17 protein-coding genes and 2 pseudogenes are annotated in these 13,916 nt (G+C 39.7%); 7 read left to right on the top strand and 12 right to left on the bottom strand.

The window, feature by feature from the left end; genetic code table 11:
* Positions 1-63: 63 nt before the first annotated feature.
* The 11 genes and pseudogenes from CA730_RS21125 to CA730_RS21080 all read right to left on the bottom strand — a co-directional run.
* On the bottom strand, positions 64-942 hold the full coding sequence (locus CA730_RS21125) for an SGNH/GDSL hydrolase family protein (protein ID WP_096670290.1): 879 nt from the start codon (positions 940-942) through the stop codon (positions 64-66).
* An 89-nt stretch (positions 943-1,031) separates the two neighbouring features.
* Positions 1,032-2,459, bottom strand: coding sequence for an ammonium transporter (locus tag CA730_RS21120; RefSeq protein WP_407919753.1), 1,428 nt, complete (start codon positions 2,457-2,459; stop codon positions 1,032-1,034).
* A 280-nt stretch (positions 2,460-2,739) separates the two neighbouring features.
* The gene (locus CA730_RS21115) at positions 2,740-3,036 is read right to left on the bottom strand and encodes a hypothetical protein (RefSeq protein ID WP_096670288.1); all 297 of its coding nucleotides are present in this window, start codon (positions 3,034-3,036) and stop codon (positions 2,740-2,742) included.
* Positions 3,037-3,135: 99 nt separating this feature from the next.
* On the bottom strand, positions 3,136-3,909 hold the full coding sequence (locus CA730_RS21110) for an MBL fold metallo-hydrolase (RefSeq protein ID WP_096670286.1): 774 nt from the start codon (positions 3,907-3,909) through the stop codon (positions 3,136-3,138).
* A 13-nt stretch (positions 3,910-3,922) separates the two neighbouring features.
* The gene (locus tag CA730_RS21105; protein ID WP_096670284.1) at positions 3,923-4,510 is read right to left on the bottom strand and encodes an anthranilate synthase component II; all 588 of its coding nucleotides are present in this window, start codon (positions 4,508-4,510) and stop codon (positions 3,923-3,925) included.
* A gap of 74 nt (positions 4,511-4,584) precedes the next feature.
* On the bottom strand, positions 4,585-5,040 hold the full coding sequence (locus tag CA730_RS21100) for a diacylglycerol kinase family protein (RefSeq protein ID WP_096670282.1): 456 nt from the start codon (positions 5,038-5,040) through the stop codon (positions 4,585-4,587).
* A gap of 138 nt (positions 5,041-5,178) precedes the next feature.
* Entirely contained in the window at positions 5,179-5,679 is a 501-nt protein-coding gene (gene ybeY / locus CA730_RS21095; RefSeq protein WP_096670280.1) for an rRNA maturation RNase YbeY, read from the bottom strand.
* Between the two features lie 13 nt (positions 5,680-5,692).
* Complete coding sequence (locus tag CA730_RS21090; protein ID WP_096670278.1) at positions 5,693-5,848, bottom strand: DUF3285 domain-containing protein; 156 nt, start codon at positions 5,846-5,848, stop codon at positions 5,693-5,695.
* 93 nt (positions 5,849-5,941) lie between these two features.
* Positions 5,942-7,055 (bottom strand): peptide chain release factor 2 gene (gene prfB / locus CA730_RS21085; RefSeq protein WP_096670276.1). Its coding sequence is split into 2 segments (ribosomal slippage): positions 5,942-6,982 and positions 6,984-7,055, totalling 1,113 coding nucleotides; the frame shifts between segments, so codons are not numbered across the junction.
* 148 nt (positions 7,056-7,203) lie between these two features.
* Positions 7,204-7,380 carry a tetratricopeptide repeat protein gene (locus CA730_RS26590; protein ID WP_456236409.1) on the bottom strand — a complete coding sequence of 59 codons (177 nt, stop codon included), beginning with the start codon at positions 7,378-7,380 and terminating at the stop codon, positions 7,204-7,206.
* A gap of 71 nt (positions 7,381-7,451) precedes the next feature.
* A pseudogene (locus CA730_RS21080) lies at positions 7,452-7,899 on the bottom strand (hypothetical protein); the annotation flags it as partial.
* Between the two features lie 119 nt (positions 7,900-8,018).
* Here CA730_RS21080 and CA730_RS21075 point away from each other — a divergent pair.
* The 6 genes from CA730_RS21075 to CA730_RS21050 all read left to right on the top strand — a co-directional run bounded on the left by CA730_RS21075 (position 8,019) and on the right by CA730_RS21050 (position 12,821).
* Entirely contained in the window at positions 8,019-8,720 is a 702-nt protein-coding gene (locus CA730_RS21075) for a rhomboid family intramembrane serine protease (protein ID WP_096670274.1), read from the top strand.
* A gap of 74 nt (positions 8,721-8,794) precedes the next feature.
* Positions 8,795-9,715: a homoserine kinase gene (gene thrB / locus CA730_RS21070; RefSeq protein ID WP_096670272.1), complete on the top strand. Its 921-nt coding sequence runs from the start codon at positions 8,795-8,797 to the stop codon at positions 9,713-9,715.
* A 105-nt stretch (positions 9,716-9,820) separates the two neighbouring features.
* Positions 9,821-10,015, top strand: a complete 195-nt coding sequence (locus CA730_RS21065; protein ID WP_096670270.1) for a hypothetical protein — start codon at positions 9,821-9,823, stop codon at positions 10,013-10,015.
* The gene (locus CA730_RS21060; protein ID WP_096670268.1) at positions 10,012-10,248 is read left to right on the top strand and encodes a hypothetical protein; all 237 of its coding nucleotides are present in this window, start codon (positions 10,012-10,014) and stop codon (positions 10,246-10,248) included. The genes CA730_RS21065 and CA730_RS21060 overlap by 4 nt, the downstream gene beginning before the upstream one ends.
* Before the next feature lie 197 nt (positions 10,249-10,445).
* Complete coding sequence (locus CA730_RS21055) at positions 10,446-10,958, top strand: hypothetical protein (protein WP_096670266.1); 513 nt, start codon at positions 10,446-10,448, stop codon at positions 10,956-10,958.
* Positions 10,959-11,216: 258 nt separating this feature from the next.
* Positions 11,217-12,821, top strand: coding sequence for an NAD(P)H-quinone oxidoreductase subunit 4 (locus tag CA730_RS21050; RefSeq protein WP_096670264.1), 1,605 nt, complete (start codon positions 11,217-11,219; stop codon positions 12,819-12,821).
* A gap of 86 nt (positions 12,822-12,907) precedes the next feature.
* Here the strand turns inward: CA730_RS21050 and CA730_RS21045 are convergent, their stop codons facing one another.
* Positions 12,908-13,276, bottom strand: a complete 369-nt coding sequence (locus CA730_RS21045) for a 2TM domain-containing protein (protein WP_096670262.1) — start codon at positions 13,274-13,276, stop codon at positions 12,908-12,910.
* A gap of 487 nt (positions 13,277-13,763) precedes the next feature.
* On the opposite strand from CA730_RS21045, the pseudogene CA730_RS21040 reads away from it, so the two are divergent.
* Positions 13,764-13,874 (top strand): annotated as a pseudogene (locus CA730_RS21040) (phycobiliprotein lyase); the annotation flags it as partial.
* Positions 13,875-13,916 lie beyond the last annotated feature (42 nt).

The following is a 13,916-nucleotide window of genomic DNA, read 5'->3' as shown; positions in this document are numbered from 1 at the left end:
CACTAATAATTACTACTTTTGATTTTCTCGTGTTTTGAGATGATCTAGATAGGAAATTTGGATTTATATCCTACTTTTTGAGTTGATCTTTTCGGGTTTAGCTGCTTGGGGTGTTATTTGTTGGTTACTATACATCTGTAGGGCAGTCCGCCAAACTAGATAACCAGGGGGACTCAGATGCAAACCGTCGGTTGTAAAATCTGATCGCAGATTACCTTGTTTATCGGTGAATAAGGGATGTAAATTGAGATATTTCGCACCTTTTTCAGTAGCGAGATTATTCAATTCCTGATTCAAATTGCGAATCCGAGAATTGGGAATTGCTAGAAGTTTTTCTTTTCCTTCCCAAGTTGCTTTCTCTCCACCATGAGGCAAAATTGACTGAACGACAATTTCGGTTTGGGGATGTATTCTTCGCAAATAACTGATAATTTGCCGATAATTAGCTAAAATTTCCTGATCATCTAGCCCACGAATTAGATCATTAATACCCACCATAATGAAAATCTTTTCCGGTTGGGTGCGATCAAAAAAATCTAATCTTTGCAATAATCCATTACTAACTTCCCCAGATATGCCCTGATTTAACCAGCTTCTATCCTCAGGTAATAACTCCGGTGGAAACCATAAACTCAGAGAATCTCCCGCTAATATGCTTAATCGCTGGGGATTTTTGTCAGCAGTTATTTTAGCTTCTTGTTTGAGGATATCCAACCATTGGGGATAACTGAGCTTATGCCGGAGGCCTAATTCTGGTGCTACATATTGATTTTTCCAGTTCAGGTTCACTGGTTCTGGGGGAGATGGAATAGCTGTGGTTGCTAACACAGGGGTTAGTTTTTGCTGTCGCCAAATCAATAAAACGACTGCTAACATTAGGATAATATTAGTTAACAGTGCGAATAATCCCCAGACGGGAAAGGCTTTTACACGATTAGACACGACGAATAAACATTACCGATATTGAATTTAATTGTAAATCTGTCAGTTGTGATTGGGAAGAAAAATATTCTTCCCTACTCCCCTGCCTTCTACTTATTAGAGATACGATCTGCAAATTCGGAATTATAACCTTCTTCTCCGTGTTCGTTAATATCCAAGCCTTGATCTTCGGTTTGATCTGGGACTCGTAAACCAACTGTAGCAGCAATAATTTTCAGAATAATCCAAGTTCCTACACCAGCAATAATATAGGCTATGGCGATCGCTGCTAGTTCCACAAATAATTCATCGAAGTTACCGCGCAGTACCCCATCTTTACCTCCGCTATTTACTTCAGTTGTGGCAAAGAAAGCTGTTAAAATCGCCCCGATAGTACCTCCAACACCGTGGAGAGGATAGGTATCTAGGGCATCATCAACCTGCAATTTGTGCTTGAAACTCACTGCATAAAAGCAGACGACAGAGGTAGTGAAACCGATTAAAATTGCGGCTACAGGGGTGACAAATCCAGCGGCTGGGGTGATTCCCACTAAACCGGCGACTGCACCTGTGGCTGCACCAACTGCGGTGGGCTTTCCTCGTAATGTAGCTTCTAAAATTAACCACATTAACGCCCCAGCGGCGGCTGATGTATTAGTAGCAACAAAGGCGACTGTGGCTACTGTGCCGGCGGATAAGGCACTACCAGCATTAAAACCGAACCAACCAAACCAAAGTAACCCAGCGCCCAATAAGATAAAGGGGACGTTATGGGGAGGGCTAAGACGATCTGGATAGTTTTTTCTCGGACCCAGGACAATTGCGGCTACCAGTGCCGAAATACCGGAACTAATATGCACTACTGTACCACCAGCAAAGTCGAGAGCGCCGATACCGCCGTATAAACCTAAAAATCCTCCCTTTGCCCAAACCATGTGTGCTAGGGGTGTGTAGATAAAGGTTGACCACAGGACTACAAATAGGCAATAGGCACGGAAACTCATGCGTTCGGCGATCGCTCCCGAAATTAAGGCTGGGGTGATAATTGCAAACATGGCTTGATAGATCATGAATGCTTGGTGGGGAATTGTCCCCGCATAGGAAACTACCTCCGCAGGGGCTGAACCTTGCAAATAACCTGTGGTTTCCACACCAACACCATTTAACCCCAGCCACTGTAAACCACCAATGAAGGGCAACCCAGGGGCAAAGGAAAGACTATAACCCCAAAGAACCCAAGTGACTCCCACAATCGCCATTAACACAAAACTCATCATCAATGTGTTGAGAATATTGTGCGATCGCACAAACCCACCATAAAAGAATGCTAATCCCGGTGTCATTAGCATTACTAAAGCTGAGGAAATCAGCATAAATGCTGTGTCACCTGTATTCGGACTAGGCACGGTTGCTGAGGTTTCTGCCAAAGCATTTCCTGTTAACAACCCTACCAGTAGAAATAGAGTTAAACACCCAATGATAGTCAATTTTCTGAACACTTGTTTTTGTTCCTCTGCGTCTACGATATTTGTCTTCATTCAATACAATTCGTAGTATTTGCTACTTTTTTTTTCTGTCTTAAAAGCTACTCAACTTCTAATTTTCCAGTAATTTTAACAAAAATCTTATGTTTTATGCGGGTTATATTTACGAAGTTATTCATTTTCTCAGGCAACATCCACATATTGTCCTGATGCAAACCACAGGCCGGTAACAATTTTCTTCTTCTTTATTCTTCTTTCTGACTCCTGAACTCCTGAACTCCTGACTGGGCGCAGGCCCTGCGCCCCTACCTCCTGACTCCCCCTATATAGCAACTCAATTGTTGGCAGATTCTTGAATATCGGATTTAGGTACAGCACTAAGTATTAATTCAGAAATTGGAGTTGAGTTTACTGATGATGCCAACTTAGGTATTTCCTGGGATATTTCCACAGGTGTAATTACACTAGCATTACTGACATAATAGCCAAATATCTTATCATAATTAGAAGCAACAGCTAAAAATACCCCACCTAATATATATATTGGTAACGGAACAGAAAAACCTCGTAACCACTTAAAAAATTCCGCTAGGGCAAACAGAATTAAAAAACATATAAGCCAAACTCTCATCATTGCATCTGCTCCATACCAAGTTATCTTTTCACTTAATTTTAGTTGGAAATTTGTTGGGTTTTCTCATGTCAACCCAACCTACAATAAATTAAGGAATCAAAACTTGTAACTCAAAAGTTGAACTTCCGTTTTTTCTGGCAAACTTTTAGAATTAACTAATACAGAATCATTGTTGCTGCGGCGGACATTAATATTCGCACTCTGCATCAAATTTAGAAAATCGTCTACTGGAGTAATGTCACACTTGCCACTTTCAGCCGCTTGGGTACGATAATGGGTAGGAATAACTAACTTAGGATTTAAGACATCAATTGCCTGTTTTGCTTCTTGATGATTGTAAGCTTTATCACTGCCGCCAACAGGAATAAATAATACATCAGGACGACCCATGAGAATTTTTTGTTCTAGGGTAATCGGTGCAGCAGCACCCCCTAAATGCAGTAGATTAATTCCACCTTGGTTCAATTTCCAGGCTATATTTTGCCCAAATTGTTTTCCACCCTTACGATCATGGTCTGTGGTAATTCCCTGAAATTTAACACCTCGAAACTCATAGACACCCGGTTGATAAACTAATTTGGGATTTCCTGGTATTTTATCTATTGCCCCTTCATCCAACAGTTGACTGCTAATTAACACCAAATCTGCCTTAACTTTTGGGGGACGATACTTAGCTGTACAACCCAAATTGCTAAAGGGATTGATTAGAATTTTGATGTTACCATTGGTCAATAAAAAGCAGGTATGGCCTAACCACTGAATTGATACACCACCAGATTGGGCATTTACTGGAACTTGATCACCTAAATTAGTAACTATAGCCGTTACTAAACCTGCTCCAGCATAGCCTATCAATTGTCGTCGTTTCATAAGAATAGTTGCCTTACAAAGCTCGTAAAAAATTTCTCAGTAATTCCTTACCCAAGGCAGTTAGGACACTCTCTGGATGAAATTGGACTCCTTGAATGTGAGGATATTGCCGATGTCTCACGCCCATAATTGTACCATCTTCTACCCAAGCTGTAATTTCCAATACTTCCGGGCAAGTTTCGCGTTCAATAACTAAACTATGATATCTGGTAGCGGTTAAAGGATTTTCTAAACCTTGAAAAATTCCTATGCCTGTATGAGATACCAAAGAGGTTTTTCCGTGCATCAATTCTGGGGCAGAGACAATTTTACCACCGAAAACCTGACCAATACTTTGATGTCCTAAGCACACACCTAAAATCGGGAGTTGATCTCCTAATTGGGCGATCGCATTTAGGGAAACTCCGGCATCATCTGGACGACCAGGACCGGGGGAAATCACTACTGCATCGGGGTTTAATTCCCTAATCTCATCTAGAGTAATCTTATCGTTTCGGACTACTTGTAGGTCTTTAGCAACTGGGAAATCTACTGCTAATTCCCCAAAATATTGTACTAAATTATACGTAAAACTATCGTAGTTATCAATGACTAATATCACAATTTTTACCTAATTTTATTTAAAAATATCAAAGATGTTCCCTGAAAACGTCTCTACTATTCACAATCTACCATTTAGAACCTAGACAGAATTAACCTTGCTAAAGGAGGCAATATTAATGTAGAGGCAACTAATAATGCGACTAAAGCTGAGACAAGTACAGCAGCAGCAGCGCAGTCTTTAGCAACTTTTGCCAACTCATGATAAGACTGTTTGACGGTTAAATCTACAATTGACTCAATAGAAGTATTCACTAACTCTAAGGTCAAAACTAAACCGCTGGTAACAAAAATTATGGATACTTCTACTGTTTCTAACTGTAAAAATACACTTAATCCAATAGCCAAGGCGCAGACGGCTACATGAATCCGAAAATTCCTTTGAGTCTGAAAAGCGTAGGTAATTCCAGCCCAAGCATACTTAAAACTAACAAATAGATTAGAGGCAATCTGCCAGGAAAGTTCCCTATCTTTGGACACAAGCGTTGGTAAGCTATTATTGGTTGGTGAAGATGAGACTTTTGGGGGCATAGACAAAAGAATAGGGTATGTAAAAGAGTGAGAATTTACCTATTTTCATAACCAGATCAACTGTGAGGTAATTGTAGGCTATTTTAAATCAGCTACACTATAAGGTAATTACCAAAATTTGCAGTTGTTAAGATATACCTACAACTCTAAGTTAATAATAATACCTATTTCCTTCAGTAATACAACTTGCTCGTTTAACATTTCGATCAAACTCTCTTCGTCAGGATGATCCCAACCTAATAGATGTAGTAAACCATGAGCCGTTAACCAAGCCAACTCTGTAGACAAGCTATGTTCCTGCTGTTGTGCCTGACGTTGTGCTGTGTCTATAGAGACAATTATATCACCTAGATACAAAGGCATGGCTACCAGCATTTCTTCGCTTTGTGGTAAATCTGCTTCTAAAGATGCAAAGGCTAAGACATCTGTAGGTTTATCTTGTTGACGATATTGGGAATTAAGGGTTTGAATTTCTGTATCGGTTGTCAAACGCAAACTGATTTCATAACTAGGTGCAGTTGGCAGGTAATCCTCAAGAATTTCCAACCATTGCCAAAACCAGTTTTCCCAAGTTTCAGGAGGAATTGGGGAAGAATCATCACAGCAATTTTCTAAATATAATTCAACCTGTAGCGGCACAAGTTTTCCTCACTTAGCGGGTAAGGTATGCTAAACCCACCAGGACAGATAACAGTCCTACGGCAGTTAACGCCAAGTGTTTGAGGGAAGTGCCGCCTTTTCTGACCATGTTTCGCATGGCGAGTTTGACATAGCTGGGTTGAGGTTCTGTGGCAGGGGATTTGTCCATAATCAATTCATTATCATCTCTTTTATTACTGTAACCTCTGTCAGGGAAATATAGCAAAGATCCCCGACTTCTCAAAGAAGTCGGGGATCTAAGTTACGCTTCAACTATCTGGTTTTCTTGCCGGAGATAGGCTTGAATGAACATATCCAGTTCACCATTCATAACATCGGTAATGGCTGTGGTTTCAGTATTTGTGCGGAGGTCTTTCACCATTTGGTAAGGATGAAATACATAGTTACGGATTTGATTACCCCAGGAAGCTTCAACCATATCACCGCGAATTTCGGCAATTTCTTGAGCGCGTTGTTCTTTGGCAATGATTAATAGTTTGGCTTTGAGACGGGCGAGCGCTTTTTCTTTGTTTTGCAGTTGCGAACGTTCTTCTGTACACCGGACTGCTAGACCGGTGGGGAGGTGAACTATGCGGACTGCGGTTTCTACTTTGTTGACGTTTTGTCCACCTTTACCGCCAGAACGGGTGGTGCTAATTTCTAAATCCTTTTCTGGTATGTCTAATTTGACGGTGTTATCTATTTGCGGCATGACTTCGATGCCGGCAAAGCTGGTTTGCCGTTTGCCGTTAGCATTGAAGGGAGAAATTCTCACGAGACGGTGAGTACCCATTTCGGAACGTAAGTAACCATAGGCATAACGTCCGGTAATTTCTAGGGTGGCGGATTTAATTCCGGCTTCGTCACCTTCTGATTCTTCCGCTAGGGTGACTTTGTAACCATGATCTTCTGCCCACCGGGTATACATCCGCATGAGCATAAATGCCCAGTCTTGTGCGTCTGTTCCACCAGCACCGGCATTAATTGTCAAGACTGCGCCTTGGTCGTCGTAAGTGCCGGAAAGTAGTTGTTGTAGTTCCCATTGGTCTAGTTCATGATTGAGTTTGGTAATGGTAGATTCCGCTTCTTGCAATAGTGCTGTGTCGGTTTCTAGTTCCAATAACTCAACAACTGCCCTGGTATCGTCTAAGTTGGTTTGCCACTTGTAATATTGATCTAAATGGGATTTTAGATCATTGAGTTCTTGCAGGGTGTTTTGTGCCTGGGTTTGGTCTTCCCAAAATTCTGTTTGGGCGGAAATTTGTTCTAAGTCGTGAATTTTGGCTTTGAGTGCGGGTACGTCAAAGATAGTCCTGGGTTTTACCCAGGCGGCTAGATAACAGTTCGATTTCGCGTTTTAGTTCTAATACGTCCATAATTTTGACTCAAGTTGCAAGGGCTTGAGATTTCTTTGAGATAATATTCTAGATTTTACTGGATTTTGGCAATGTTTCAGGGTGTTGCTGAGTTAATGGGATGATTTTTTTCTCACGCAGAGGCGCAGAGAGAAGGATTTGAGGGGAATTAGAATTTGATGGGGAATTTTGGAGTATTTTGGGCTTTGGTGCGGGCTTCTATGGCTTTGTCGTAGGAGGCGATCGCCTGTGGGTATTGTTGCAAATTTAACAAGGCATTGCCTTTACTGTACCAACTTTCATACTGATTGGGTTGATAACGGATGGCTTTATTATAGGAGGCGATCGCTTCTTGATATTTCTGTAAATTGTATTATTGTATTGTGTATTCCCTAAATTATACCATACTAAATAATCTGTTGCAGAAGCATAACGTTGGCGAAAATCATAACAGATCATTTGATTTAAAAATTGGGCAAATTCTGGAGATACAGTGGCGTTATTTTGCCAAATAATTTCATTATTTTCGACATCTTTCTCTAATTGATCAGGTGATAATCCGGTTAAAGCTTGAATAGCAATAATCCCCAAAGCATAGATATCACTACTAAATTTTGGTGTTCCTTGTGCTTGTTCTCCAGGAGTATAACCGGGTGTGCCAATAGCAACAGTAGATTTAGTAATATCTGAAGAATTTACTAATTTTGTTGTAATTTGTTTGACTAGACTGAGGTTTAAGTTTCTTAACTACACACTGAGGAGAGCCTGGTAATTGAGTATCATTAGCAACATAAGTTTCACCAAATCCGCCACCTCCCAGGTAATTGGTGATTTGGTATCTGCCTACAAGGGTGTTTCCTAGCATTTCCTGAGCCTATTTGAACATTGTGTTACATTATGATAATCTTGCCACACAAAAATGAGAAAATGGGGAAAAATATTAATTAGTAGTTAAAAATCAGTAACTTAAATGTTAAAATCAAGATGATTCCTATAGATGATAATATTCGCAGTTGGCAAAAGCCTATTATTAATTATTGGTTGATTGGGATTAATATAGTCATATTTTTCTGGGAAATTAAATTAGATTGGAGTAATGAATTAGGAGATTTAATTAATAATTGGGGAATTATTCCATCTCAAATAAATATCGCAATTGCTAACGCTTTTTTTTACAATTCTGCGGCGTGGGTAATTGTATTTTGGCGGCTACTTTCTTTACCTGTATCGCTGTTTCTGCATGGTAGTTTTAGCCAAATCTTAGGAAATATGCTGTTTTTATGGGTATTTGGGAAAACGGTCGAACGTATTTTAGGACATAAACAGTATTTACTACTTTATTTAACTTCTGGCTTTTTTTCTGGCATAGTCCAAATTATTTTATCCCCCGATTTAATAATGCCAATTATTGGCGCGAATGGAGCTATTGCATCTATTTTGGGTGCATATCTGATCAAATTTCCCCAGGCAAAAATATATTCAGTTTTGACTTTATTGGTTTTGTATATCCCTGTGGAAGTACCAGCTATTTTGTATTTATTTTGGTGGTTTATTCAGCAATCATTTTATGGCATAGGGAGTTTAAATATGGCTGGTGGTAGTTCCTTCTCTAGCGTGAGTTACTGGGGACAATTTGCGGCTTTAGTGACGGGTGCGGCTTTTATGAAAATTAGACAAAGGCTTTAGCTGATTATAATCCTGATGATAGCGAAAAACCTGTAAGATGGGGTAGTTCATATTGAAATTGTCAATTAACTTCAATGTCTGTAGTTTCTAGCATTACTGTTAAAGTTCCCGCGACGACGGCGAATTTGGGACCAGGGTTTGATTGTATTGGTGCAGCTTTAAAGCTGTATAACGAATTTAAGTTTACTGTTCTTGATGCAGGTGAGTTAATTATTCAAGTCTCTGGTTTAGAAGCCGCAAAGGTACAAACTGATGAGACTAATCTTTTATATCAAGCTTTTATCAAGTTATATGAATATATAGAACAAACACCACCGGCGGTGAAAATAGAAATCAAATTGGGTGTACCTTTGGCGCGAGGTTTGGGTAGTTCGGCGACTGCTATTGTCGGGGGGTTGGTTGCGGCTAATGAGTTGGCTGGTTCGCCTTTGTCTGAGTTGCAGGTGATGGAATTGGCGATCGCAATGGAAGGACATCCTGATAATGTAGTACCAGCGTTATTAGGTGGCTGTCGTCTGGCTGCTACCAGCAAAAAAGGTTGGGAAATTTGCGATATTCTCTGGCATCGGGATATAGTTCCAGTTGTAGCAATTCCTAACTTTGAGTTATCAACCGCAGAAGCACGAAAGGTTGTCCCCACAGAAGTTAGTCGCGCTGATGCAATTTTCAATATTTCTCATTTGGGTTTATTATTGCGGGGTTTAGCCACTAATCGAGAAGAATGGTTAACAGCAGCCTTGCAAGATAAATTACATCAACCCTATCGCCAATCCTTAATTCCTGGTTATGATGCTGTGAATGCGGCGGCTGTCGCTGCTGGTGCTTATGGCATAGTTATTAGTGGCGCAGGTCCCACACTCTTAGCTTTAGTTAATACAAGTCATACCAAATTCGTAGAAACAGCAATGGCAAATACCTGGATGGCAATGGGTATGGACTCAATTGTGCGATCGCTTCCCCTCGATCCGCAAGGTACAAGTATATTTCCTACTTAATCTAATTTACGAGAAATCTGCACAAAAAAATAGCGATTTCTCCGAATTGCCTGGCGATCGCACTATAACAATTAAATTAGTCAGGAGAAGACTAAAATTAGAATTATGGGTAAAAATCAGGAAACCCGCAAAAAACTAAAAGGACAACATCAAGCCTTAGAAGAACATCTAGAAAAAATCGCCAAGGAAAAGGAAAAACCAACAGAAGCACAAGATCAAGGTTTAATTGCCCATTGGGAGAAAACAGTGGCAAATTGTCGCCAGAATATTGCGAAATTAGAAAGGAGATTAAGCAAATGATATCACGCTATAAAAATCCTTATGAACGATTAGAAATATTTCTGAATGAATATCAACCTCAGCTAGAAAAGGCAATTCAAGCAATTCAAGCCATCAAAAATACTGACCCCAATTCCGAAGAATTTTCCCAAGCACTTGCTGATCTTTATGCTTGTTCCACAGTCCTTGAACCCTATTCAGAAGGCATGGTAGAGGCAATTGATCAATTTACCGAAGATAGACCAGATGATTGAAAGTTGAAGGATTAGTATATTGTAAATTTTAGATTGGTTTTTTATTACCAATTACCAATTAAGTAGGTGAACACAATAAAACCAAACTGTGTAAAGAAATGTAAAATCGCTGAAAACTTCTTTACTCTTGCCTCTTGCCTCTTGCCTTGCTATGACGACAATTTTCAACGCCAACCTACTTAACCATCATAATATATATGGAAAAAATTCAGTCAGAAATAGCAGCGCTACAATCTCAAATTCAAGCACTCCAACAAGAACGCGCTGCACTGACTAATCATCATGTAGAATCGGGCGAAAACGACTCACCCCTAGCCATAGTTGAAGCTTACCGTCGTCAAGCCAGAGAAAACGTCCAACTGTCCGCCGAACTTAAAGGCATAGACGATGCCCTATATTACCTAGAAAAGCAAATACAACAAAGGAAAGCTCATCTAAATCGGTATTTGCCCATGTCTATCCGCATCTCCCAACAACAAGAACAGCTAGAAGAAGCCAAAAAAATTGCTCAAGTTCATGCCGAACGAGTTAATGAACTAGCTGGAGAACTGGCAAAAGAAATTAAACTCCTCAAAACCTGCGCCGATGAACTTAGTCCCATGTATTGGCAAGTTTACTACAAACCTTTCATCACAGGCTTTAAGACCATTTCTGTCCCTTTCGTAAGATCAGATCGAGAAGTGTGGATGATTGTCAACCGTATTGTCTAAGAAACAGAGATAACTTTGATAAAAATTTAATTTATCCTCAAGCTGTTCATTATAACTAAACACAGCGATATTAGTCGCTGTTTTTTTGTTGACGTTGCAAAAATTTACATTTAGAATGGACTCGCGGCATAATTTAGTAAGTATTTATTACTATCTATCTTCCAAATTGGAAATCTTCATAAGAAATCGTTTACAGACGTAACGATTCCTTAATATAATGTAAACAAAAGCAAAACCAAAAACATATTGTCAACAGTGATGAATGCCATAGAAATTCCTTGGTTATCAGCCATAATTTTCCTGCCTTTAGTGGCAGCCCTCGCAATTCCCCTTATTCCAGATAAAGAGGGTAAAACCGTCCGCTGGTACGGCTTGGGAGTGGCATTATTAGACTTTGTACTCATGATTTTTGCCCTTTGGCAGAATTACGACTTTCAAAGTTCCGCCCTGCAAATGACAGAAAGCTATCCTTGGATACCCCAAATTGGCTTTAACTGGTCTTTAGGCATTGATGGTTTATCAATGCCCCTGATACTTCTCACAGGCTTCATTAACACACTCGCAGTATTCGCGGCTTGGAAAGTAACCAACAAGCCGCGTTTATTTTATGCGTTGATGTTGATTATGTACAGCGCTCAATTAGGAGTATTTCTCGCCCAAGACTTATTAATGTTCTTCTTGATGTGGGAAATTGAGTTAGTACCTGTTTACCTACTAATTTCCATCTGGGGAGGTGCAAACCGCCGTTACGCAGCTACCAAGTTTATTATCTATACCGCCGCAGCATCTATATTTATACTGATAGCTGGTTTTGCAATGGCTTTCTATGGTGATAACTTCACCTTCAACATGACCGAATTGGGAATGAAAGAATATCCCAAAACCCTAGAATTAGCCCTCTATGCAGGTTTCTTAATCGCTTATGGTGTCAAACTACCCATTTTTCCCTTACATACATGGTTGCCTGATGCTCATGGTGAAGCATCCGCACCCGGTTCAATGATCTTGGCAGGTGTATTGTTAAAAATGGGTGGTTATGCCTTAATTCGCTTTAACGTAGAAATGTTAACTGATGCTCATGTTACCTTTGCTCCAGTTTTAGCGATTTTAGGTGTAGTTAATATTGTTTATGGTGCTTGTTGCGCCTTTGCTCAAACCAATCTCAAACGCCGTCTGGCTTACTCTTCAATTGCTCACATGGGGTTTGTGTTAATTGGCATTGCATCTTATACAGAAATCGGTATCAGCGGTGCTGTATTACAAATGGTTTCTCACGGTTTAATTGCTGCTAGTTTATTCTTCCTTTCCGGTGTAACTTACGAACGTACTCACACCTTAGTGATGGATAAAATGGGCGGTATGGGTAAAGTAATTCCCAGAACTTTCGCTCTCTTTACTATAGGTGCAATGGCTTCTCTGGCTTTACCTGGTATGAGTGGTTTTGTCGGTGAATTGATGGTATTCTTAGGTCTTGCTACCAGTGATGTTTACAGTTCCAGCTTCAAAATTGTCGTCATCTTTTTATCAGCAGTTGGCGTGATTTTGACACCCATTTATTTACTGTCCATGCTGCGTCAAGTGTTCTACGGCAAGCAACATCAAGACTTACATTTAGATGCTGTAGTTCTTGATATTAAGCCCCGTGAATTGTTTATCACCGCTTGCTTATTAGTTCCCATCATCGGTATTGGTTTTTATCCTAAGATGATCACACAAACTTATGATGTGAAAACAGTAGAAATTGCGGCTCATGCTCGTCAGGTTTTACCAATTGTCGCTCGTCAACAACCGACGAACTTGTACTCGCAAATTTTCACCACACCAACATTAGCTAGTTCCACAATAGTGAATATAGTTGAGTAATTATCAAGCCCAAAAGAGCGCTCTAGTAAATCTTAAATTAAAAGGGGATAAGATACCCGATTTCTTAAAGAAGTCGGGTATCTATTTTAGGCATTACTAATATAAACTTTCATTCCATGCAGTAATAAACCTAATCCCCATCCTAGTATGGGATAAATTGCCCAGAAATATCCAGGGCTTACTACCAAATTTAACAAGACCAAAAAACCATTAATTGCCAGAAAAGTAAATAGGTGAGATTTGAAACCTTTCCGTTGTTGACTATTAGACATTTGCTCTTTTTTTACTTCTACATTATTTTTTAACCATTCTTGTTCCGCAGCTTGTAGCGACTCTGAAGAAACACCTAATTCTGAGGCTATTTCTATAATTTGTTCTCTTGTATATTCTCCCTTTTGCTTTTGTCTAAAAGCTACTTCGAGAATCTGCTGCATTTCCTCTGCGTTGTAAGTCATTATCAATACCTAAAATGGTAAAAAATACTTTTGAGAGTTACTTTTGAAGCGGTAGCTACACAATCATTAAAAATATATTTGCCTAAGAACGGTTTAGAAACACATTTTATAGTTGAAAAATAATTGATGTCGTAATTAACAGCACAAATTTATTAATAAATTTCAATTCCCTAATTATTAATCACAGCTACATTTCCCTAGCTTTGTTCTTGCCAATTTATATGGATGAGCTTTTATATAAGTAGGTTAGCATTGAAAATCGTACTTATGGCAAGGCAAGAGTGAAGAGGGTTTAGGCGATTTTACTTTTCGTTACATCAATACCTTGTCCATTTTTTGTAGGTCGGGTTAAGCGACAGCTCAACCCGACGCATTTGTTGGGTTATGGCTATCGCCACACTATGGCTAACGCCACGCTCCGCGAACGTGAACGTGCGTCAACCCAACCTACAAATCAAGACTTTTTTCAATTTGGACAAGGTATTGATTTGAGGAAGAGATTAAACTCATTGGTAGTAAATATCGTACCCGACAAAGCATCATTTCCCGTGCCAGTGAACAGTTAATGATTGATCAATATTTGGAAAAGCGAATATAAGCATACCTGAGTTCGGTGTTAGGAGTTCGGAGTTCAGAGTTT

Origin of the sequence: Dolichospermum compactum NIES-806 (assembly GCF_002368115.1) — a bacterium.
Classification (GTDB): domain Bacteria; phylum Cyanobacteriota; class Cyanobacteriia; order Cyanobacteriales; family Nostocaceae; genus Dolichospermum; species Dolichospermum compactum.
This window is presented reverse-complemented; position numbering and strand designations above follow the sequence as displayed.